This window comes from Nostoc sp. LEGE 12447, assembly GCF_015206985.1.
GTDB lineage: Bacteria > Cyanobacteriota > Cyanobacteriia > Cyanobacteriales > Nostocaceae > Nostoc.
Window position 1 is genome coordinate 68,344 of sequence record NZ_JADEXT010000019.1, and the last position, 21,058, is coordinate 89,401.

19 protein-coding genes and 2 tRNA genes are annotated in these 21,058 nt (G+C 40.7%); 13 read left to right on the forward strand and 8 right to left on the reverse strand.

From position 1 onward, the window contains the following. Positions 1–243: 243 nt before the first annotated feature. From IQ274_RS19680 to argF, 3 genes are all read right to left on the reverse strand, one after another. Positions 244–1,725: a DNA phosphorothioation system restriction enzyme gene (locus tag IQ274_RS19680; protein WP_194143188.1), complete on the reverse strand. Its 1,482-nt coding sequence runs from the start codon at positions 1,723–1,725 to the stop codon at positions 244–246. Between the two features lie 81 nt (positions 1,726–1,806). Continuing rightward, entirely contained in the window at positions 1,807–2,412 is a 606-nt protein-coding gene (gene lexA / locus IQ274_RS19685) for a transcriptional repressor LexA (protein WP_163929533.1), read from the reverse strand. Between the two features lie 242 nt (positions 2,413–2,654). Beyond that, the gene (gene argF / locus IQ274_RS19690; RefSeq protein WP_163929534.1) at positions 2,655–3,575 is read right to left on the reverse strand and encodes an ornithine carbamoyltransferase; all 921 of its coding nucleotides are present in this window, start codon (positions 3,573–3,575) and stop codon (positions 2,655–2,657) included. 356 nt (positions 3,576–3,931) lie between these two features. Between argF and IQ274_RS19695 the strand changes: the two genes are divergently transcribed. Further along, positions 3,932–4,003 (forward strand) — tRNA-Thr (locus IQ274_RS19695). A gap of 762 nt (positions 4,004–4,765) precedes the next feature. Here the strand turns inward: IQ274_RS19695 and IQ274_RS19700 are convergent. Both IQ274_RS19700 and IQ274_RS19705 read right to left on the reverse strand, forming a co-directional pair. Next, complete coding sequence (locus tag IQ274_RS19700; RefSeq protein WP_163929535.1) at positions 4,766–5,674, reverse strand: DUF4351 domain-containing protein; 909 nt, start codon at positions 5,672–5,674, stop codon at positions 4,766–4,768. 110 nt (positions 5,675–5,784) lie between these two features. Beyond that, a complete protein-coding gene (locus tag IQ274_RS19705) occupies positions 5,785–6,006 on the reverse strand; it encodes a hypothetical protein (protein WP_163929536.1) in 222 nt (73 codons plus the stop codon). Between the two features lie 117 nt (positions 6,007–6,123). On the opposite strand from IQ274_RS19705, the gene IQ274_RS19710 reads away from it, so the two are divergent. The 4 genes from IQ274_RS19710 to IQ274_RS19720 all read left to right on the forward strand — a co-directional run bounded on the left by IQ274_RS19710 (position 6,124) and on the right by IQ274_RS19720 (position 9,868). Continuing rightward, positions 6,124–7,497 carry an HNH endonuclease domain-containing protein gene (locus IQ274_RS19710; RefSeq protein WP_194143189.1) on the forward strand — a complete coding sequence of 458 codons (1,374 nt, stop codon included), beginning with the start codon at positions 6,124–6,126 and terminating at the stop codon, positions 7,495–7,497. 29 nt (positions 7,498–7,526) lie between these two features. Continuing rightward, a complete protein-coding gene (locus IQ274_RS37435) occupies positions 7,527–7,661 on the forward strand; it encodes a hypothetical protein (RefSeq protein ID WP_265578558.1) in 135 nt (44 codons plus the stop codon). A gap of 99 nt (positions 7,662–7,760) precedes the next feature. Continuing rightward, positions 7,761–8,600, forward strand: a complete 840-nt coding sequence (locus IQ274_RS19715; protein WP_416209843.1) for a DEAD/DEAH box helicase — start codon at positions 7,761–7,763, stop codon at positions 8,598–8,600. Continuing rightward, complete coding sequence (locus IQ274_RS19720) at positions 8,597–9,868, forward strand: cysteine desulfurase family protein (protein ID WP_228058257.1); 1,272 nt, start codon at positions 8,597–8,599, stop codon at positions 9,866–9,868. The genes IQ274_RS19715 and IQ274_RS19720 overlap by 4 nt, the downstream gene beginning before the upstream one ends. Positions 9,869–9,950: 82 nt before the next feature. Here IQ274_RS19720 and pyrE read toward each other — a convergent pair whose 3' ends face one another. Then, positions 9,951–10,574, reverse strand: coding sequence for an orotate phosphoribosyltransferase (gene pyrE, locus IQ274_RS19725; protein WP_114084965.1), 624 nt, complete (start codon positions 10,572–10,574; stop codon positions 9,951–9,953). Between the two features lie 106 nt (positions 10,575–10,680). Here pyrE and IQ274_RS19730 point away from each other — a divergent pair, with 106 nt between their 5' ends. Next, entirely contained in the window at positions 10,681–11,115 is a 435-nt protein-coding gene (locus IQ274_RS19730) for a hypothetical protein (RefSeq protein WP_163929539.1), read from the forward strand. A gap of 130 nt (positions 11,116–11,245) precedes the next feature. Here the strand turns inward: IQ274_RS19730 and IQ274_RS19735 are convergent. After that, positions 11,246–11,318: transfer RNA gene (locus IQ274_RS19735), tRNA-Ile, on the reverse strand. A 293-nt stretch (positions 11,319–11,611) separates the two neighbouring features. On the opposite strand from IQ274_RS19735, the gene IQ274_RS19740 reads away from it, so the two are divergent. After that, a complete protein-coding gene (locus tag IQ274_RS19740; protein WP_163929540.1) occupies positions 11,612–12,313 on the forward strand; it encodes a hypothetical protein in 702 nt (233 codons plus the stop codon). A gap of 113 nt (positions 12,314–12,426) precedes the next feature. Further along, positions 12,427–13,824, forward strand: a complete 1,398-nt coding sequence (locus tag IQ274_RS19745; protein ID WP_194143190.1) for a hemolysin family protein — start codon at positions 12,427–12,429, stop codon at positions 13,822–13,824. A gap of 99 nt (positions 13,825–13,923) precedes the next feature. Here IQ274_RS19745 and queC read toward each other — a convergent pair whose 3' ends face one another. After that, positions 13,924–14,598, reverse strand: coding sequence for a 7-cyano-7-deazaguanine synthase QueC (gene queC / locus IQ274_RS19750; protein WP_163935848.1), 675 nt, complete (start codon positions 14,596–14,598; stop codon positions 13,924–13,926). Between the two features lie 669 nt (positions 14,599–15,267). Here queC and IQ274_RS19755 point away from each other — a divergent pair. From IQ274_RS19755 to IQ274_RS19775, 5 genes are all read left to right on the forward strand, one after another. Continuing rightward, positions 15,268–16,350 carry a Gfo/Idh/MocA family protein gene (locus IQ274_RS19755; RefSeq protein WP_114084961.1) on the forward strand — a complete coding sequence of 361 codons (1,083 nt, stop codon included), beginning with the start codon at positions 15,268–15,270 and terminating at the stop codon, positions 16,348–16,350. Between the two features lie 461 nt (positions 16,351–16,811). After that, complete coding sequence (locus tag IQ274_RS19760; RefSeq protein WP_163935875.1) at positions 16,812–17,435, forward strand: DedA family protein; 624 nt, start codon at positions 16,812–16,814, stop codon at positions 17,433–17,435. A 240-nt stretch (positions 17,436–17,675) separates the two neighbouring features. Continuing rightward, positions 17,676–18,845 (forward strand): ParM/StbA family protein, encoded by a 1,170-nt coding sequence (locus IQ274_RS19765; protein WP_012410800.1) that lies wholly within the window; start codon positions 17,676–17,678, stop codon positions 18,843–18,845. A 5-nt stretch (positions 18,846–18,850) separates the two neighbouring features. Next, a complete protein-coding gene (locus IQ274_RS19770) occupies positions 18,851–19,330 on the forward strand; it encodes a plasmid segregation centromere-binding protein ParR (RefSeq protein WP_194143191.1) in 480 nt (159 codons plus the stop codon). Positions 19,331–19,719: 389 nt separating this feature from the next. Next, positions 19,720–21,021 carry a P-loop NTPase fold protein gene (locus IQ274_RS19775; RefSeq protein ID WP_194143192.1) on the forward strand — a complete coding sequence of 434 codons (1,302 nt, stop codon included), beginning with the start codon at positions 19,720–19,722 and terminating at the stop codon, positions 21,019–21,021. Positions 21,022–21,058: the final 37 nt, after the last annotated feature.

Here is a 21,058-nt window from a genome sequence, read left to right on the forward strand (position 1 = left end):
CTTTAATTTTGTAAAAACTATTTTTTTAAATTTATACTTTTCTTTAAAAAAGACTTTATTATTGAATTTTCTTCTGTTATTATTAATATTAACAATCTAGATCATAATGGGATATAAGTAAAATTTTTAAAGTCACTTACATCCCATTATAATCTAATTCATAATTTTATTATTTCATACTTAATGCTTGTTTTTTCAAAACTTGAAAATTTTTACAAAAAAATACAACTATATAGTTCATTATCAAATATCTAATAAACCATAGCGCTTTTGTAAATCAAGTAACTTCATTCTTGCTTCCCCTGCGTTATCAGCTAAATCGGCAAATTCTACAAAGCGACGCAATTCCTTTTTTAACAGATTGCGCTCAACTTCTATAGTTTCTCTATCTAAATCTGGCGGCAAAACAATCATGTCAAATATTGTTGCGCGTTCCTTAGCAGGATGAGGACGTAAAACTCGCCCTCGTCGTTGAATGAATTGGCGAGGATTACCAGAACTTGATAAAATCACCGCAGTTTGAATTGCTGGAATATCAACACCTTCATCTAAACAACGAATTGCCACCAAACCTTGCAATTCCCCGCTTTCAAATTGATGGCGCAATATTTCCCTTTCTTGTAAAGTTGTTTGGGCTGTATAGGTGCTTACCTTGTACCCTAAATCCACTCCGAGAATTTTAGCAACAGCTTTAAGTTGGCGTAGAGAAGAACGTTGTCCCGTATCTTGGGAACCATCACTACAATAAAAAAGAGTGTGACTAGTTTCGCGGCGAGTTGCCATTAAATCCCGTAAAGCATTTAATTTATTTTCCGCCGCACCAATTAACCTTGCCCTTTGCATCAATAACGGCTTTAAATCTTCATTGTCTTCAAAACTTCTTGCTTGTCCATTTTCTTTATCTCGGTAAAGTAGCGATCGCCCAATTCTTTTAGTTAGCTTTAAATAGGCAATACTTTCTGCTTCAGTTAACTCTACCAACACTGGATAATACAGATAATGTACCAAAGCACCTTGAGCGATCGCATCCCTCAAAGTGAACTCTGGTTGGAGAACTGGGCCAAAATAATCAAATAAAGATTGCGTACCAAAATCATCAAAATATCTTTCCGGTGTGGCAGATAAAGCTAGTCTCAATCCAACACTGCGCGGCAAACTTTCTTCTAACTTGGGTGCGCCTAAATTATGCGCCTCATCCCCAATAATTAAAGTTTTGGCAGGAAAATATTTGAGTTGAGACTGAAACCCATCTCCAATTAAAGTAGAGTTCGTAGTAATCACCGTAACAAACCTTTGAGAACCAGAACGCAAATTATAAATTTGCGTCGAAAGTTGACTTTGCCAAGTGCGTAAATTCTCAAAAGCTAAAATGGGTTGCAAATTAAATTTTTCACACTCTCGCGCCCATTGGGTGACGAGATGGCGATAGGGACACACCACCACCAGCACTTGTAAATTAATCTGCTGATATAATTCACAAGCGATCGCTAGTGCGGTAATAGTTTTACCACTACCAGTAGCCATTTTCAGCGTCCCTCTACCATTGTTGGTAAACCAGCTAGCGATCGCTTGTCGCTGATATTGCCGTAATTGCAGAGACACAGGCATTCTTGGGCATCCTGGTAATGGTTGCAAAGTGTAATAACTGCCCTTACTTTCCCTTGCAAACGGTAATTTCAACCGGAAAGTGGGCAGTTGCTGCACTGGATTTTTTGTCAGGTACATAAAATGTTAAGTACAAAGGTAGTCATGAACCCTAATTAATGGGCATTGGGTATTGATTATCTCTCCCCCACTCCCCATTACTCAGTTGTAACCACGCCAAACACCAATGAGTGAACCTTGTACCTGCACTTGCATAGCGCTGACTTCTATGGGATTGTACTTGGGATTTGCTGGTTTAAGGGTGACGCGATCGCCTTGGCGATAAAAACGTTTTAATGTTGTACCAAATCCATCGACTCTGGCGGCGACGATAGTACCATTTTTTAAATGATTTGGTTCTGCTACTGGACGCAGAAATACCACATCACCATCAGTAATTAAATCTTCAATCATGCTATCGCCAGCTACCCGCAAAGCATAGGTTTGGGGAGGTAAATCGAAATTAGAAAAGTCTAAATGATCTACAGCATCAGTAAACGGTTCTATTAAACCACCAGCAGCGATCGTCCCCAAAATTGGTACACCTTGCTTCACAGGACGCAAAATCCGAATCGTTCGGGCTTGTCCTTCAGTCCATTCTATATATCCTTTTGTGCGTAAATGTTCTAAGCGGCTTTGAATTGGGGCTGGTGACTTCAAGTTCATCGCTTGCATCATTTGCCTAATAGAAGGCGAATGCTGGTGCGATCTGATGTATTCTGCCAACCATTCGTAAAGTTCTTGTTGAGCTTCCGTTAGACGTTCCATAAATTTGCGGGAAGTAATTATTAATGTCTCTAGAACATTAGTACTACAAAAAACTTCCCATAACAAGAGAAAAGTAAAAATTATGAAAGGCAAAAGTAAGAATATTCTCTTTTCTTTGACCCATTTATTTCGGATTTTTTACCAGCAAGTAGTTAGGAGCCAATTGCACACTAGCTATTCCGACTCCTAACTCTTGTACAGACGCGATTAATCGCGTCTGTACTCCTAATTCCTAACTCCTTTCATTCCGCCCCTAAGATACTCGCAAGCAAAGCTTTTTGAGCGTGTAAGCGATTTTCTGCCTGTTCCCAAACTTTTGATTGAGAACCTTCAATAACTGCCTCAGTAATTTCTTCACCACGATGGGCTGGTAAGCAGTGTAAAACAATCGCCTCTGGATCAGCAAGACTCAATAGCTGTTCCGAGATTTGGTAAGGCTGGAAAATTGGCATCCGATTATCGGCTTCAGATTCTTGCCCCATACTTGCCCAAACATCAGTATAAAGTACAGTAGAACCCTTGGCGGCTAATTCTGGATCGTGAGTGACAAGGACTTCTGTTTTGTTATTAGCGATCGCTCTTGCTTGTTCTACAATCTTAGAATCTGGCTCATATCCGCTAGGGGTGGCAATTCTAACATTCATCCCCACCAAAGCACAGCCCAACATCAGAGAATTAGCCATATTATTCCCATCACCCACGTAGGTCAAAGTTAACCCAGCAAGGCTGTTAAAGCTTTCTTGAATCGTCAATAAATCAGCCAATACCTGACAAGGATGTTCTGCATCAGTAAGCGCATTAATTACCGGAATCTTGGCATAGTGAGCAAAAGTTTCTAAATCTTGCTGGGCAAAAGTGCGAATTGCCAAAATATCCAGATATCGATCTAACACCCGCGCCGTATCCTGCAAAGGTTCCCCGCGACTAACTTGAGTGACATTAGGGTTGAGATCGATTACCTGTCCACCCAGTTGGTACATCGCCACAGTAAAACTTACCCGTGTACGAGTTGAAGCTTTGGAGAACAACAACCCCAAGACTTTATTACATTGTAACTTCAGCTGTTGTGATTTAAGTTCAGTTGCCAATTGCAGGAGTTCTTGAACTTCCGTAGGACTGATGTCCGCTAGACTTAGTAAATCTCGTCCGAGCAATGCTGCCATGCTTATAATCTGTAAAAAATAATTATATATTTCTGTCCCTTTATTCAGCTGTGCTAAGAAAATGCAGTTTTGGAACTGACGAGATATTTTTGCGTTCAGCCCAGGATTTAAGTTAGCTTTTGGTATGGATATTAATTTATCAACTTTATCCGTGATTGCGATCGCAGATTTGTTTCTATTTCATCACAATTGCACAACCATCTAGGTATAAAAAAGCCGCGAGATCGCTAAAAACTCTGATCTCTTAGCCTTGTTTCTGGAGAAGTAGAAATTTTTTAGCAATTACAGCTAGACAAATAAATTGATTATGGTACAATGATAAATTGTGGTTGCTACTTAAGAGTAATCAAAAAATTGCCAGCATAGCACAGTGGTAGTGCATCCGACTTGTAATCGGAAGGTCGCGAGTTCAAATCCCGCTGCTGGCTTTAAGTATACATAAAGACTTGAGTTGTTAATTGTGTACAGTAATTCAGCAAATTGGCGATCTACTGGAGTACATCACATCCTAAAACTTTTGGAAGGAAACGAAAGGACAAATTGAAGGAGCATCCTTCAGAATATCTTCAAGTTATGCAAAATTAACCTAATCTTTATCCATATACACTGAAACAAATTAAAATAGTGAATCTTTTGTGTAGATGGAGCCTATACTAAATATCACGCATTTTTTGCCTTTTTATATCATTAGGTATTGCGACCTTCTGAAAATATCAAGGGGAAAAATTTCTTCGGTTAAAAGAAGCATTATGATGCGGAAGGAGAACCTAGTACCAGTATTTATGAATCTTCTAGCCGTCACAAGTTTTAATAGGCTGTCTCTTCATGTTCTGGTTGAACAGGCTCAGTCGGGACTTTTATCGCATCAGTCCCAGAGTTACCTAATTGTACAGCTGAAGCTGAAACCCGTTCAGATGCGATCGCAGCCGTACAGGAGCAAATTAAAGCTAGACTGGCAAATATTTAGGTGCTGACCCTAGAAGTGGCAAATAATCCCTGGACAGATTTTATTGGGATGTTTGCGGGAGATGAAGAGTTTGCGGATCTGGCTCAGGAACTGCGTACTGAGCACGAGTTAGATATAGTATGAGCCTTTGGGTGTTAGATACAGATCATATATTAATGAAGTCTCTGTGCGTGCTATTTAAATGATAAAGAATTGGCGCGATCGCACCAACTCCTTACACTTTTTATCCTTGTTGTTGGTTTAACCAAGCTTCTAAATCAGCAATATTAGAAAAGTCTAGTAATGCTTCTCCTAGATTTTCTAATTGTTCAATCGATAAACCTTTAATTCGCTCGATTAATGATTCATTAATTTCTCCAACACGGCGATTGAGCAGACGTATAATTAAATGTTGTTCTCCTTCCTGTTTTCCTTCCTGTCTTCCCTCTTGTTTGGCTTGTTCCCTATCTCTTTGATAAAGTGGTTCTAGTCGCATAACTAACTCCCTATCATCTGATTCTAATTCTTGATTTACTCTCAAGTTTTCGCGCAAGTTGTAAACTAATTCCAGGGTTGCTTTTTGGTATGGATGGTTTAATGGTAACGCTTGCAACTCGATAATCGCTTGCGACTGTACGCTTCCCCTACCTAAAAGCCTCAACCATAATGTTTCTGGTATCTGTGGTAATTGATGTATCGCTACAATTGCTGTCCGCAAGGCATCTGGAAGAAAATGTACTCCTGATAACCAACCTTCTTTTTGCATAGTTCCAAAGCTAGACAATCTAGTTTCAGATACCGTTGGAGTAAGAACCCACAATTTGGGAATTTCTGAGTCCTGAAGTTTAGTTTTATTTGCTTTAGCTTCTCGTCGTAAGAGAGCCTTTACTTCTAATAATTTGAGAAGACAGTCGCATATTTCATCAGTAGAAGCTGGATTGCGGAATGGTTCTATGAGTGCAGGATTTTCAGCAAATCTTCCTAGTAAACCCAGTATTTGTAAATTAGAGCTTTGCTGTTTGTCAGGAGTGAAGAAAACATCTATTTCTTTAATCTCTCCTGAGACTTTTTCTGATGACTTGACTTCTCCGTAATCTTTTAGCAATTCCTCAAGATAGTCTTTAGCAAATTTGTCATGTATGAAACGTGTCATTCAATTAGTTCTCTAGTTATTTAAATTATCAAGAGTTAGTGCAATGCGCGATGCCTTTGGCGGGCGTAGCCATCGCACCAATTCCCTACACCTTTTATTTGCTAGACTTGCTATCTAATTAATACGCTCACTACATCGCCTGATTCACCTAAAGTACCTGCTCTTACAGGTTTAGACCAAGAGCCTATTTCTGCATAACCTGTAGTATGCAAGCGATAGATAGTACTCTTGACTACATTAGGACTATCGACTAGCAGGTGTTTTATCTTTTCTCTACTTACGTAGACTTGATTGCTGCTGTTATCTTCTAATGTCACGAATTCTTCTGCCATAACTTATATATTCAATGTTTTCTCTAGTTTTGTTATCAAATATGATAACAAAACTAAAATACAAATTAACATAAAAGTTAACAAAATTATACTCCCTGCCCTGTGATAATGGAAATCATGGGAAAAGCAGGACAAGCACTAAGACAGGTTTTAGAGTCTTACAACATTAGCCAAAGCCAACTGGCAATAGGTTTAGGTGTTGAACGTCCGATTGTCTTTCGTTGGTATCACGAAAAAATTGACCCTACTGCTGAAACTGTTGCAGACATTGTTAAGGCATTAAATAAGATTAATAAATTAGCCGCAAATGATTTTATTCAAGCATATTTAGGAGAGTTGGCATTATTTAAAAATCAACTTACGAATCAAGACTTACCACTATCAGACAAAGTTAATGTTACGGTTTTAGCTCAAATATTTAACAATATAACTAACTCTTATAAACATCTTTATTTTTTATCAATATTAGACATTATAAAAAGAAGAAATTTTGATACTTTATCGCCTATTAGCTTTCGGGAAATAATTGTTGAAATGTTAGCTAATGCTTGGTATCCTCACAATTATTTTAAACTATCTTTTGGTAAGCAAGACCAAATTGCTAATAAATTAGATGCTCTTGATCTGGAAATTACAGAACCAATTTTAAAGTTTAGAGATACAGATAAAAAACTTTTGCGTACCTCTATTAATAATCAAAATCTTGATAATATTGTTATTTCTATTAATCGCTATGTATCTTATCGTTTAATTCGTCCTTTCTTTTCTCAAGAGATGAGAGGATTAAAAGATTACGATGTTGACCCTATTATTATTAGTTTGGCTAACAATCAATTTGATACTAAAAAGCCTTTATATTATTTTAACGCTGAAGAACCAAAAAATTGTAACGCCATTATTTTACATCCAGATTGGATTGAATATTTAGAGGAAAACTACACAATAGTTAGGGGGTGGGCTTCTTGGGAATGGTTGAATTATATGCAACAGAGAAACCCTAGCACTCCTAATGTAGTTAACAAATTATTTATGCCACAAGAAAGAGATTCTTTGGCAAATCAAAATAAATATTGGAAAACTATTTTAGAATATCGAGATATTGAATGTATTTATTCAAAAGTTAAATTAAATAAGAATGAAACTTCCTTAGATCATTATTTACCTTGGTCTTTTGTAGCTCATAATCAATTATGGAATTTGATTCCAACAACAAAATCTGTTAATTCTTCTAAATCTAATAGTTTACCATCGGAAGAATATTTTCTTGACTTTGTAACATTACAACATTTAGGCTTAACGACTTATAAGCAAAGTGTTTCTCAAATAAAATGGTCAAATGATATTGAGACTTTTGTTGCAGAATTGAAAGTTGATCAACCAGACGAATTATTAAATTTAGAAATCCTCTTTAATGCTTATACAAAAACTATAAAACCTTTAATTTCTTTAGCAACTTTGCAAGGTTTTAGCCCTAATTGGGTTTATGCCTAAGAAACAATGAACCCACTTTAGTAATTTGGTTGGCATATAGTGAAGAACTTTGTGAACAAGCAGTTACAGAATTTCAAAAAGCCTGGGACTGTTTAGGCAAACAGCTACGCTGGGCGGTTACGCCATCGCACCACCACCACTTACCGCTTCTGGGGCAACCATGAGTTAGACTTAGCACAAGCGCAAGATGGCTTAGTAGTAGCAGGATTAGCGAAAGTCTATCACACCGCAAAAAAAGTATTCGCTTTATTAATCAACTGGGTGTGCGTTGTTCATTGGTAATTATCGATGAAGCTCATCAAGCAGTCGCCGAAACCTATAAACTCGTCTTAGATGCTTTAGTCATCCCCTACGAAAAAACCGCCTTATTAGGTTTAACCGCTACACCCGGACGGACTTGGGCTGATATTAACACCGATGCACAACTAGCAAAATTCTTCGCCCAACAGAAAGTTACTTTAGAAATCCCAGGTTATGACAACCCCATTGATTATCTCGTCGATCAACAATACCTAGCTAAAGTTAACTATCGTTCCTTATTTTATGAAACGGGTATTGAACTAACTCCCCAAGACCTGAATCGGATTAATACAGAATTAGACATACCCCAATATATCCTCAATCGGTTAGCAGCAGAAGAACAACGCAACCTCCGCATCATCCTCGAACTAGAAGCACTAGCCCAACACCATCAACGGATTATCGTTTTTAATACCTCCGTTGAACACGCGCGACTCATCGCCGGAATTTTGCGTTTCAGAGGATTTAATACTGATGCTGTTACAGGTGATACCCCCAAATCAGAGAGAGAAAGGCTGATTCAAAGTTTTAAAGACGAACAGCCCCAAACCAAGATTTTATGTAACTACGGCGTTTTAACCACTGGATTCGATGCACCCAAAACCAGCGCCGCCGTTATCGCCCGTCCTACCAAATCCCTTGTCCTCTACAGCCAAATGGTAGGATGCGCCATTCGCGGACTCAAAGCTGGAGGTAATGCTACCGCCGAAATTGTCACCGTTGTCGATAGCCAACTCCCCAGTTTTGGTTCAGTTGCATCAGCTTTTCACAATTGGCAAGACGTTTGGAGGAAAAACCCATGAATACTAACGCCCATGATATCGTGCCGACTCACCTCGCTGTTCAAGCAATGCGCGATAACGGTTATAAAAATGCCGCTTATGCGATGCCTTCGGCGAGCTTCGCTAACGCCGAATTAATGGATAATGCCATTCAAGCCGGTGCATCCCAAGTAGAGTTACTGTGTGGTGAACGAAAACAACAGGTCGAAGGGAGGAAGCGATCGCGTATTGAACAAATAGCTAATAGTGTAGATCATGTTTATGGTAATCAAGCCACACAAGCAGTTAAACAAGCTCGTCAACAAATAGCTGAATTAATCAATGCTTCTGCCAAGGAAATTATCTTTACATCTGGTGCAACAGAAAGTATTAATTTAGCAATTCAAGGACATATTTCTCAACAAAATACTCCCGCCACAATAATTGTTTCCCCAGTTGAACACAAAGCAGTTTTAGATACCTGCAAAGCATTAGCTAAAAAAGGGCTTGCTGAAATTATTTGGTTAAATGTCAATCAACAAGCCCAAATTGATTTAGAACATCTAGAAAAAGTCTGCTCTGGCGGTGCTTCCTTAATCTGTGTGATGGCTGCTAATAATGAAGTAGGGACAATTTACCCAGTAGAAAAAATTGGAGCGATCGCTCAAAAATACCATATCCCTTTTTTATGTGATGCTTCCCAAGCAGTCGGTAAAATTCCCCTTAACTTTCAAGACTGGGGTATTACCTATCTAGCTATTTCTGGACATAAACTTTATGCACCTAAAGGCGTTGGTGCATTAGTCGTGAAAAAAGGTTATCATCTTCAACCACTGATTTACGGTGGTGGACATGAGCAAGGACTCAGATCCGGTACACTCAATGTCCCCGGAATCGCTAGTTTGGGGGAAGCTTGCAGATTGAGACGATTAGAAATGGAAGCAGATGAAAATGCGATCGCTATTTTACGAGATCAGCTACAAAACTTACTTCAGGCTGAAATTCCTAATTTACTGGTGAATGGGGACTTAAACAACCGTTTATCAGGTAACTTACATATTTCTATCCCTGACATCCCTAATAGTGCCATTATTGCTAGAGTTCGCCATCAATTAGCTATTTCTACAGGTGCGGCTTGTTCATCAGGTATTGTCGCGCCATCTCACGTTCTGCAAGCTATGAATCTTGGAGAAAATATAATTGAGGGAGCGTTAAGAATTGGTATTGGGAAATTTACAACCAAAGAAGAAATCGAAAAAGCATCTTCTGCGATCGTCAGTGCAGTAAAGGCTATTTTGAGCCTAAAATAATAAAACCCTTATTAGGGCTTTAAGAGTAATATTTTCAATTACATAAATCTGTCAAATTGTCAAATAATTTGGCAAGCGACACTTATGATTTCGCCAGTTGTCGATAGCGTTCCTGAACTTCTTGAATCGAAAACAAAGTTTCAAACTTTAACCCGGCTGACTGATACAACTCACCTCCACCTTGTTGTCGGTCTACCAGAGAAATTATTTGATTAACGGTATAACCCGCATCTTTAAGACGCTCAACCGCTTTCAGAGCAGATTGCCCAGTTGTCACCACATCTTCCAAAACTACTACTTTTGCACCCTCTGGTAAAGTGGGGCCTTCTATATAAGCTTTCGTCCCATAACCCTTGGCTTCCTTGCGAATAATCAGCGCTGGTATGGGTCGGTTTTCATAAACAGAAACTATACTCACTGCTGTCACCATTGGGTCAGCCCCCATCGTTAAACCTGCTACAGCCTGAGTATCTACGGGTAGTAAAGGAAACAACAATCGTCCAACAGCTAAAGCTCCTTGGGGGTGGAGTGTTACCTGCATCTTATTGACATAATAAGAACTACGTAGCCCAGAAGCTAGAACAAAATCACCCTCTTGATAAGCCCGTTGAGAAAATAAATCTAGTAGCTTGTGGCGCAAGGTTGTCAAATCAGGAGTGGTTGCCCAAATATCTGAGTGGGTAAGAGTTTCAGTAGGATACGTCATTACAAAACATTAAAAGTTGTGCTACACCAAAGGTTGAACTCATCAGAGTTCTGAACTTAAGCATAAATTAAGATTCGCCCAAAACGAAAATTGAGGAGTCAGAAACGTGCGTATAAAATTTAAAACCCTTGGTGGTTTATTGGTGCTGCTTGCTGCTGGTATTGCTTTTCCCTCAGTTGCATTTGCCCAAACCGAAACCCCCAGAACTGAAACTACGAGTGATGTATTTGAACGAGCTTTTTTTAGTCACGATCGCAATTTCTACGAAAATGGCAGCCTCAAGCGTCAGGTAGACTCACTTTTAGGATCTGGTTCTAGTTTCGGTGGTTCCTTCCCAGAAAATGAAATTGCCCGCGATGCTGAGTTGGTTAACACTTTATATCATGATGTCTTGACTCAGCAAGTTGGTAACGATCCTTATCTTCGCACTCCTGATTTACCAAATCCTTATGACACATCGCTGATCATGTCCCCTCGTTTGAATAGCAACAAACTCAAAGTGGGAACTGAATTCAGGTTCGAAACTTTACCACCTCGGTAAGATTAGCGAGTGGGGACTGGGGAGTGGGGAGCAAAGGACAATAATTACTCACCAACACTTCAGCAATGCTCAGTACAACTGCTCATACCCAATGCCCCATACCCTCTATTACTACTTTTTGATGATTCAGTGCGCCCTGCTGGAATCGAACCAGCCTGAAGACGAATTATGAGTTCGTTGCCTCCCCAATCGGCCAAAGGCGCTTGTTTTGGTCGCATTCTTACGAGCCAATTATTTTGACTCTTTAAGTCAACCTTCTTATTTGCTAATTTTAGAGTGAGAAAAATAATTCATTCACTGACTTTAGCCAATTCCGTAATTATAGCATAAATTTACCACGTGTGAATACTGGACACTAGTTTACCGAATTTTTATACTACATAATTTAATCATGAAATAGTAGAGACTAATATTGATTAAGTTCCTTTAAGGATTGAGGTCAAAAGCTTCAATATTCTTAAATAGCCCAGCATTCTTATGTGATAGCTTATCAGCAATGAAAATAAATTCTACTGTACTTCTTACTTTGATTTTGTTAATCCTGATGATGGGGGCAGGTTCTGTGAGCGCGTTTTTGGGGTTTGAACTGGGGAGTTCAGCACTTAAAGGCGTTACTGCACCCGATGGTCGTCCCACAACCAAATTTGCCAGCAATAAGGCAAATGCCTCTCAACAGGGGGGGCTAGTCTTATTAAAAGAGGAAGAGATTCTGAAAGTTGTCAAGGCACGAATTGATGGTAAGACCAAGGCTGCTAAATCGGAAAAGCTAGAGGAAGATGACGAAGAAACCAATAGCAGCAAGCAGAAGCCAGAGGAAAAACCCCCAGAAGTGGTTGAAGAAAAACCCCTACCAGGCTTTCCAGTTACTGCCCAAAGTCAGGGTGTAACTATGACTGTGCAATCTGCTCGCTACTCTGGTGGTGACTTGCTACTGAAAGTGAAAATGCAGAACAAAGGTAAGGATTCTGTGCGCTTCCTGTATAGTTTTTTAGATGTTACTGATGATAAAGGACGAACCCTAAGCGCTAGTACAGAGGGTTTACCAACAGAATTGCCTGTCAATGGCCCAGCATTTTCAGGTACAGTGAGCATTCCCACAGCTTTACTTGATGATGTCAAGAAAATATCACTTGCTCTTACTGATTATCCTGCTCAACAATTGAAGCTAGAGGCATCGAATATTCCTGTGGAAAGGTAGATTGGCATTGGGAATTGGGATGAGGGAAGAGGTGACAGGTGACAGGTGATAGGGAATAATCTGTACCCTGTAACCTGTACCCTATTCCCTTCCTAACTCCCCAATCCCCATAAATGGAGGGCGTGAGTTTTACACGAGCTTTGGCAGTGAGTGGTTTTCCTAATTTGATTTGGACGGATGTGGCGCTGCGGTTGTTGTCAGTGCTACTACTGATTGCCATAAATGCCTTTTTTGTGACGGCGGAATTTTCGATGGTGAGCGTGCGGCGATCGCGTATTCACCAGTTAGTTAAGGCTGGGGATATTCCAGCGATCGCTGTCGAAATGCTACAACGTAGTATAGACCGACTACTATCTACCACTCAGTTAGGCATTACCCTTTCTAGTTTGGCGCTGGGATGGATTGGCGAAAGCACAATTGTCGTGCTGGTAAATGCCTGGTTAAGATCCTGGCCCTTACCTAGTGGAATGACTAACTTCCTCGCCCATTCCCTATCAATTCCCATTGCCTTTTTCTTGATTGCCTATCTGCAAATTGTGATCGGAGAACTATGTCCCAAATCCTTAGCCATGCTGTACTCAGAACAGCTAGCGAGGTTTTTGGGACCTTCGGTAAAAGCGATCGTGCGTTTTTTTGGCCCCTTCATCTGGATTCTCAACCAATCAACTCGTTTTTTATTGCGGATTTTTGGTATCCAATACACAGGTCAAGGCTGGAGACCGCCTGTAACTCCTGAAGAATTGCAACTGATTATCTCTACAGAATGGGGATCTACTGGTTTACAGCGTGCGGAACGAGAACTGCTCAATAATGTCTTTGAGTTTGGGGATGTCATGGCCCAAGATGTGATGATCCCGCGCACCAGTATTATCACGCTGCCAAAAGATGCTACCTTCCAGATATTACTTAGAGAAATGGCTGCTACTGGTTACTCACGCTACCCCGTGATTGGTGAATCTTTAGACGATGTTCGCGGCATTGTTTATTTTAAAGATTTGGCACAACCTTTAGCTATGGGAAAGCTCAGTTTAGAGACACAGATCCAACCTTGGATGCGTCCCGCTCGGTTTGTTCCCGAACACACACCCTTGAGTGAACTTTTGCCCATGATGCAGCAAGAGAAACCCGCTATGGTCATGGTAGTAAATGAATTTGGCGGTACTGTGGGACTCGTGACAATCAAAGATGTCATTGCCGAAATCATCGGCGATGCAAGCGAACCTGAAAGCAGTGACGACTTACTAATCCAGATGTTAGATGAGCAGAAATTTTTGGTGCAGGCACAAATCAACCTCGAAGACCTCAACGAGGTTTTGCGTCTCAATTTGCCCCTGACAAGAGAATATCAAACACTAGGAGGCTTTCTGTTGTATCAGTTACAGAAAATTCCGTCCATTGGCGAAACCTTCTGTTATGAAAATCTCGAATTCACTGTGGTATCAATTGTTGGCCCACGCCTGCATCAAATTCAACTGCGACGCTTGGAGGAAGCGGGGGGAGCAGGGGAGTAGGGGGCAGGGGAGGCAGGAGGAGGAGAATTCGTAACTCCTAACTCTTCACGGGCTAAACCCTAGCTATCCGCTAACGGAACTCTTTTGCCCAATGCCCGACTAAGCATACACCAGTGGATCAACAAGTCCCAACTCGGCAAAAGCTGCCAACCGCAAGCGACAAGAATCACATACACCGCAGGCGACATCATCACCGGCATAGCAAGACCAAGTTAGTTCCCAAGGAACTCCCAATTGGTTCCCTAGTTGGATGATTTCGGTTTTTTTCAAGTTGATTAGGGGTGCAACAATATTAATTGGCTGTCCCTCACGCCCTTGTTTGGTTCCCAGACGAAAAACTTCCTGCATTGCCTGGATATAGTCGGGGCGACAGTCAGGATATCCTGAGTAATCTAAGGCGTTGACACCGATATAAACACGTTCAGCCGCGATCGTTTCGGCGTAGCCAAGAGCAAAGCTTAAAAAAATGGTATTACGAGCCGGAACATAAGTCACAGGAATATTTTGAGACATTTCATCCAGCGATCGCTCCTGGGGTAGATCAATCGCGTCATCGGTAAGTGCGGAACCACCCCATTGACGTAAATCAAAATTCACTACCTGATGTTTTGCGATCGCAGCCTTTTTAGCAACAGTCAGGGCTGACTGTAACTCTCGTCGGTGTCGCTGCTGGTAATCAAAGGAAATAGCATGACATTCACAGCCATCAGCCTTAGCTTGATACAGAATTGTGGAAGAGTCCAATCCCCCAGATAACAGAATTACAGCTTTCATCTCGATTGCAAATTTTGAATTTTAAATCGCCAAATTACACCTTAACAAGATGCCAGGAAGCAATGCCAAAAAGATTCCTAAACGTCTCTTAGTGATGCTCAAGCCACACCACCTTCTCTCAAAAAGCGCTGTGATATCTTCTCTACGAGACGCTGCTAGTAGCTTGTTTCTTTGCAAGAATATGTTTCTACGGTAGCTACTGCAAATAATCATACAAAAATCTTTTCCGTTAATCAGTGACAATAATTCCTGAGAATATTTTTTTGAAACAAGCTTAAGTATTATTTTTGACTGTTTTGTAATTTTAGTGTTGTCAATTAGGTATTGCTCTCAGTAACTAATTACTTAACGGTATCCCAGAGAGAAGTCCGAACCGAGGAAGCTGACCCTGAAAACTTTGAAGAATTTACACTTAAGTCTTACTGAATGTTTTAAAGTTAATAAAAAGACATATATTTTTTGTAGAAAGTGCAAAATCAAAAACAAACCCGAACTATCTATACAAAAGATGTTTGGATTACGGGAACCGATCGCAAACTTTGAAATTCTTCATAAACATAGGCTCTATGTTACCATCTGGATGGTTTTAGACGGATCGTAACTGGCTTTCGAGTATAAACGCCAACGGCCGTAGCGTCTCTAAATTTGGTGGTTGAGGAGAGAATAATAGTGCAAGATAGCATGTCAGTGGCAGAACCGAATCTATATACACAGCGCAACCAGCCACGACCGATCCGCATAGGCGTGATTGGAGTGGGTAACATGGGACAACACCACGCTCGCGTGCTGAGTTCAATGAAAGATGTTGAACTGGTTGGAGTCGCAGATATTAACGTCGAACGAGGATTAGAAACTGCCAGCAAGTACAAGGTGCGTTTTTTTGAAGATTACTGTGACCTGCTACCCCTTGTGGAAGCAGTTTGTGTAGCTGTTCCCACTCGTCTGCACTATGCCGTAGGCATTAGCTGTCTGCTAGCGGGAATTCATGTTTTGATTGAAAAACCGATCGCAGCCAGTATTTCTGAGGCAGAGTCTTTAGTAAATGCGGCGGCAGAGTCTCAGTGTATCCTGCAAGTAGGTCATATTGAGCGTTTCAACCCAGCTTTTAAAGAACTGAGCCAAGTTCTAAAAACCGAGGAATTGCTGGCGCTAGAAGCCCATAGAATGAGTCCTTACTCAGATCGGGCAAACGATGTTTCGGTTGTGCTGGATTTAATGATCCATGACATCGACCTACTTTTAGAATTAGCTGCTTCCCCAGTCACAAAATTGACTGCTAGCGGTACTCGCTCCTTGGACTCTGGTTATTTAGATTACGTAACTGCCACTTTGGGATTTGCCAATGGTATTGTTGCTACTCTGACTGCCAGTAAAGTCACTCACCGAAAAATTCGCCGGATTGTCGCCCATTGCAAAAATTCATTTACTGAGGCAGATTTTCTCAAGAATGAAATCTTGATTCACCGACAAACGCCTGCCAATTCTCTCACCGACCACCGACAAGTACTTTACAGGCAAGATGGTGTGATTGAAAAAGTCTACACCAGCAATATTCAACCTCTAAGTGCAGAATTAGAACATTTTGTCAACTGTGTACATGGTGGCAATCAACCCTCAGTAGGTGGTGAACAAGCTCTCAAAGCGCTGAGACTGGCAAGTTTGATTGAACAGATGGCGCTGGAAGATCGAGTTTGGAATCCATTAGACTGGCAATCGGAACCAAGGGTACAATCACTGACCCCGACAGCCTAAAAGAAGAGGGGATGAGGGGGATGAGGGGGATGAGGGGGACAAGGTAAAATTTTCTCCCTACTCTCCCACAGCCACCAACTCAGAAGAAAACCCTAGAGTATGTTTTTAAATTTGCCATCAAGTCTTTAGATCCTCCCTAGTCTTTTTATAAAACTGACTAAGGGGGATCTAAAAAATTAGAAAACAAAACCTAGTGGTTCGTTTCAGTAATTTTGTGAGGTTCGTGGGTGATTTATCGCTCAATTTCAAGAATTAGAGCTACTTACGAACTTTTCTAACCCTCGAAATTAATGAAACAGACCCCTAGCTTCCACTTGTCTTCCTCTATTTTTAAGTTGTGATGCAACTTTTAGTGCAGCCAAGTTACCTTGACTCTAACAAGCAGGGATAATTACTTTTTAAAAAAACTAAGGCTCAATCTTAGTAACAAGACTAGTGCAGCAATTTCAGGAATTGACTCAATGCTTGAATGGATAACTAACACTATCAACTATTTTGGCTATTGGGGAATCGCCCTACTAATGTTCCTAGAGAACCTTTTTCCCCCAATTCCTTCAGAATTGATTATGCCACTGGCTGGATTTACAGCAAGTCCATATCAACCAGGAGGAGCAAAGCTAAATATCATTGGTGTGTTTTTCGCAGGACTTTTGGGTTCTGTATTGGGCGCACTTATTTGGTACTATCCAGGTAAGTTTTTGGGTGAAACTCGTTTGAAAGCTTGGGCTGACAAGTATGGCAAATGGCTGGCTATATCCAGTAAAGATATTACCAAGGCCAAAAAGTGGTTTGACCGACAAGGTAAAAAAGCAGTATTAATAGGTCGTCTTGTACCAGGAATCCGCACCTTGATTTCTGTTCCCGCAGGGATCAGCAATATGCCCTTACTACCATTTTTGTTTTACACAACAGTAGGTAGCGCGGCTTGGGTGGGTTTGCTAACATACTCAGGATACATATTGGGTAGTCAGTACGAACTTGTGGACAAGTACCTTGCTCCTGTATCCAAAATCGTACTTGGCGGTTTGGTTCTAGCATTTGTTTTCTGGATATTCAAGCGCCAGTTAAGACGCACTAGAAGATGAAACACGGACGCTTTTGGTTTGAAAGCAGTGAAATCAGGGGTTACATCTGGCCAAAATTCGCCTACACTATGCCAAATAATACTAGATGTACGAAGGCATGAGCCCATCGGAGATATGGCCAAAATTAATTTATGGCGTATTTCTAGCTACACTTGACGCAACCTAGAATTTCTGGTTGCTCGCATTTTTGTAAGATGAGCATGACAACTTTTTACAGTTAAGTTTGAACTAGGAGCTTTCATGACAGACCAACCTTCCGCCGCTAACCCTATGAATAGTGCTGCTATACCCATGAATAGGCAGCCGTTAGCATCGACGACTCCCATAAATGCTGTTAATAATAATCCTCCCACTACTACCAAGTCAGGCGGTGGTTCAGGGAAAACCATTCTCAGTGTTGATTTAGGTAGAACTTCCACAAAAACTTGTGTAAGTCGTGAACCCGGCAGTGTGGTATTCGTACCTGCCAATGTCAAGCAGATGTCAATAGAACAAGTACGCGGTGGTGTTTTTGAAGCTAGAGCTACTGACCCCTTAATGGATTTGTGGCTGGAGTATCAAGGAAATGGATATGCTGTTGGTCAACTAGCAGCAGATTTTGGGGCCAATTTAGGAGTCGGCCAATCTAAGGTAGAGGCTGCATTGGTAAAAGTGTTAGCAAGTGCTGGCTACTTCAAACTCAGAGACGATATCTCAGTTGTACTTGGTCTGCCTTTTCTTTCTTTAGAGCAATTTGAAAAGGAAAAAGCACAGTTGATTAGCCAAGTAGGTGGCCCTCATGTCTTGAACTTCCGAGGCGAATCTATATCGTTGAATGTGAGTAAGGTATGGGTAATGCCAGAGGGCTACGGTAGCCTGCTGTGGTCTGAAGCTCAACCGAAGAAAAGTCCTAGCAGTCCCGATTTTACAAAAATATCGGTAGCGATCGTTGATATTGGACATCAAACTGTCGATCTTTTGATGGTAGATAACTTCCGTTTTGCTAGAGGTGCTTCTAAGAGCGAAGACTTCGGTATGAATAAGTTTTATGAATTGGTGTCTGCCGAAATCGAGGGAGCAGATAGTCAATCTCTGGCGCTGATTTCTGCTGTTAACAAACCCAGAGGTGAACGCTATTACCGTCCTAAAGGCGCTAGCAAGCCCACCAACCTAGACGATTTTCTTCCCAACCTTACAGAGATGTTTTCGCGCGAAATCTGTAGCCGTGTGCTAGCCTGGTTGCCAGAACGCGTCACCGATGTGATTCTCACTGGTGGCGGTGGTGAGTTCTTCTGGGACGACGTTCAACGTCTACTCAAGGAAGCAAAGATTAATGCTCATTTAGCAGCACCTTCCCGTCAGGCGAATGCTTTGGGGCAGTATATTTATGGAGAGGCACAATTATCCTCCAATCGCGCTGCTAGGGCATAAAGCTGATGTTCCAATGGTCAAAAAAGGTAGTTAAATCCGTCACGTTCAACCCAGAGCTTGCTGATGAAAGCTTGTTAGCGCAAGTAGAAAGTTATTTGGAAAAACAACCAGACAAGACTTTCAGCGACCTCTGTAAAGAAGCCTTGTGGCAATCTTTATGTGTACCGGAATCTGTACAACCTGCTCCACAAACAGCAGCAACAACACCGATTGAACAACAAATCGGTGAACTGCAACGTCAAGTGGCTGGACTTGAGGAACGTTTCTTTGCCAAGGGATCTAATCGTTTGGAGGCGATGGAACATCATCTACTGCAACTTTCCCAACAAGTCGCACAACTGGCGCTCATAGTCAACGATCGCTCATTCGTTCCGTCTCCAACTCAATTAGAAGTAGTAAATAATACTTCTTATACTGTTGCTACCCCTCCTCAAGAGGTTGACCCCGTAATCAGTCGCCTTAGTCAGTTTCTTGATGATTTTTAAGAAACAATCAGCTTTGTGAGCAGTTTTTGCTCATATTAACAATCCTTAATAGTATTAACTATTAAGGATTATTAATGTTTATACAGAGATGCGATGTCTGACCAAAAGCTACTTTGTACGGTAGTCGCTACAATTGACGGAACCTCCCTTTTAGTTCGTCAGTCGCTTAGGTTGAAAAACCCGTCTTCAGCACTGGACTTATGGCAATTCGTTGCCTTATCTAGGCACATTAATTTCTAGTATGCACTCAAAGTGGGATTCAGTATTATTTAGGGCTATAGTATAAAGTTTTTCACTTATAGCAATCTACAGCAGGAAATTACCCAGTTATACAGTGCTAGACGAGTGTAAGCCAAAACACCGTTTGATATCAGTTGAGATTTGTCACCATGAGTAATACCAGTTTTTGGAAGCCTGCTTATCAGCTTTTTAAGCCAGAGGAACCACTTACTACACCTGAAGAACTGAGAAATTTTTATGTCCAGCGAGCTAACAGTCCTGTAGAGAATTTAATCACTTTCTTGGATATGGAAGACGACCCAGCTAAATTTTTATTAGCAGGTCACAGGGGTGGTGGCAAAACTACAGAATTGCGGCGATTAGAACAACATTTGAACAGCAAGTATACAGTAGTTTGGATTGATACTGTAACTGCTCTCGACCAGTACAATATTGGCTATGCTGAGGTTGTAGTCTTAATTGGAATTAAAATTTTTGAAAAAGTTATTCAACGAGACTGGGGTTTAAAAGACGATTTATTAAATGATTTACTCGAAAGTCTCAAAACTGTAGTTTATCAAGATGAAGACGTTGAAAATACTGGTCTTGAACTTCCAGAAATTATCAAAAAACTGGGTCTAATTCTTAAACAAGGACTAACTCGAAAAGTTACTACAACTCTCAATATTCGTCCGCAGCTTAGTAAAATCATTGAGCGAGTTAACGCCATCATAGAAGCTGCTGAGAAAAGAAACAACCAAAAGTTACTGGTAATTGTAGATGGTCTTGATCGACACGATCAAGTTACAGCCTTGGAAATGTTCGCTAGTCCACTGCTGACTCAGCTAAGTTGCCATATTATATATGCGATTCCAATTTCACTTAGGTATTCTCCAAGCTTTCGTCAACCAATGGAAAGCTTTCAAAAATGCTTAGATTTAACTAATCCACCAGTATTTGAGTGCGATGAAAATTTATGTCCTACTACCATCCCTAATCAACTTGGTAGAGACATTCTTAATAGTGTAATTCATAAGCGTTTAGCAAGTTTAGGTGATGCTTATAAGGGTTTATTTAATCCAGATGCGCTAAAACTAATTTCGGAAAAAAGTGGCGGTGTTATGCGTGACTTGGTGCGACTGGCTCGTACAGCTTGTGAAGTTTCTTTAAGGCTAGATTTGATATATGTAGACTTAGATGTTGCTAAAGAGGCTGTGCAAGAAGTTCGCAGAGAATATAATTTAAGTGATTACCATTTCCCCGAACTAGATAAAGTTCACCGCACAGGTTGCTTAACTACTAACACCCATAGTTTGCCTAATAAAGGTCAGTTTGTGATTTGTGATGAGCTTTTGCAAAACAAATTTGTATTAGGTTATTACGATCGCAGTAAAAAATCCTGGTTTGATGTGAACCCTATTCTATTAGAAGATTTACAACGTTGGCAAGCTGCTAACGCTCCAAAAATTTAATAGTTGTTTTCTCTCGCAATCAGCAATTATTCATTAA

Bases quoted from the DNA above. Each gene is read 5' to 3' on its own strand.
- IQ274_RS19680 (WP_194143188.1), bottom strand. From the start codon at position 1,725: ATGTACCTGACAAAAAATCCAGTGCAGCAACTGCCCACTTTCCGGTTG.
- lexA (WP_163929533.1), bottom strand. From the start codon at position 2,412: ATGGAACGTCTAACGGAAGCTCAACAAGAACTTTACGAATGGTTGGCA.
- argF (WP_163929534.1), bottom strand. From the start codon at position 3,575: ATGGCAGCATTGCTCGGACGAGATTTACTAAGTCTAGCGGACATCAGT.
- IQ274_RS19700 (WP_163929535.1), bottom strand. From the start codon at position 5,674: ATGACACGTTTCATACATGACAAATTTGCTAAAGACTATCTTGAGGAA.
- IQ274_RS19705 (WP_163929536.1), bottom strand. From the start codon at position 6,006: ATGGCAGAAGAATTCGTGACATTAGAAGATAACAGCAGCAATCAAGTC.
- IQ274_RS19710 (WP_194143189.1), top strand. From the start codon at position 6,124: ATGGGAAAAGCAGGACAAGCACTAAGACAGGTTTTAGAGTCTTACAAC.
- IQ274_RS19720 (WP_228058257.1), top strand. From the start codon at position 8,597: ATGAATACTAACGCCCATGATATCGTGCCGACTCACCTCGCTGTTCAA.
- pyrE (WP_114084965.1), bottom strand. From the start codon at position 10,574: ATGACGTATCCTACTGAAACTCTTACCCACTCAGATATTTGGGCAACC.
- IQ274_RS19740 (WP_163929540.1), top strand. From the start codon at position 11,612: ATGAAAATAAATTCTACTGTACTTCTTACTTTGATTTTGTTAATCCTG.
- IQ274_RS19745 (WP_194143190.1), top strand. From the start codon at position 12,427: ATGGAGGGCGTGAGTTTTACACGAGCTTTGGCAGTGAGTGGTTTTCCT.
- queC (WP_163935848.1), bottom strand. From the start codon at position 14,598: ATGAAAGCTGTAATTCTGTTATCTGGGGGATTGGACTCTTCCACAATT.
- IQ274_RS19760 (WP_163935875.1), top strand. From the start codon at position 16,812: ATGCTTGAATGGATAACTAACACTATCAACTATTTTGGCTATTGGGGA.
- IQ274_RS19765 (WP_012410800.1), top strand. From the start codon at position 17,676: ATGACAGACCAACCTTCCGCCGCTAACCCTATGAATAGTGCTGCTATA.
- IQ274_RS19770 (WP_194143191.1), top strand. From the start codon at position 18,851: ATGTTCCAATGGTCAAAAAAGGTAGTTAAATCCGTCACGTTCAACCCA.
- IQ274_RS19775 (WP_194143192.1), top strand. From the start codon at position 19,720: ATGAGTAATACCAGTTTTTGGAAGCCTGCTTATCAGCTTTTTAAGCCA.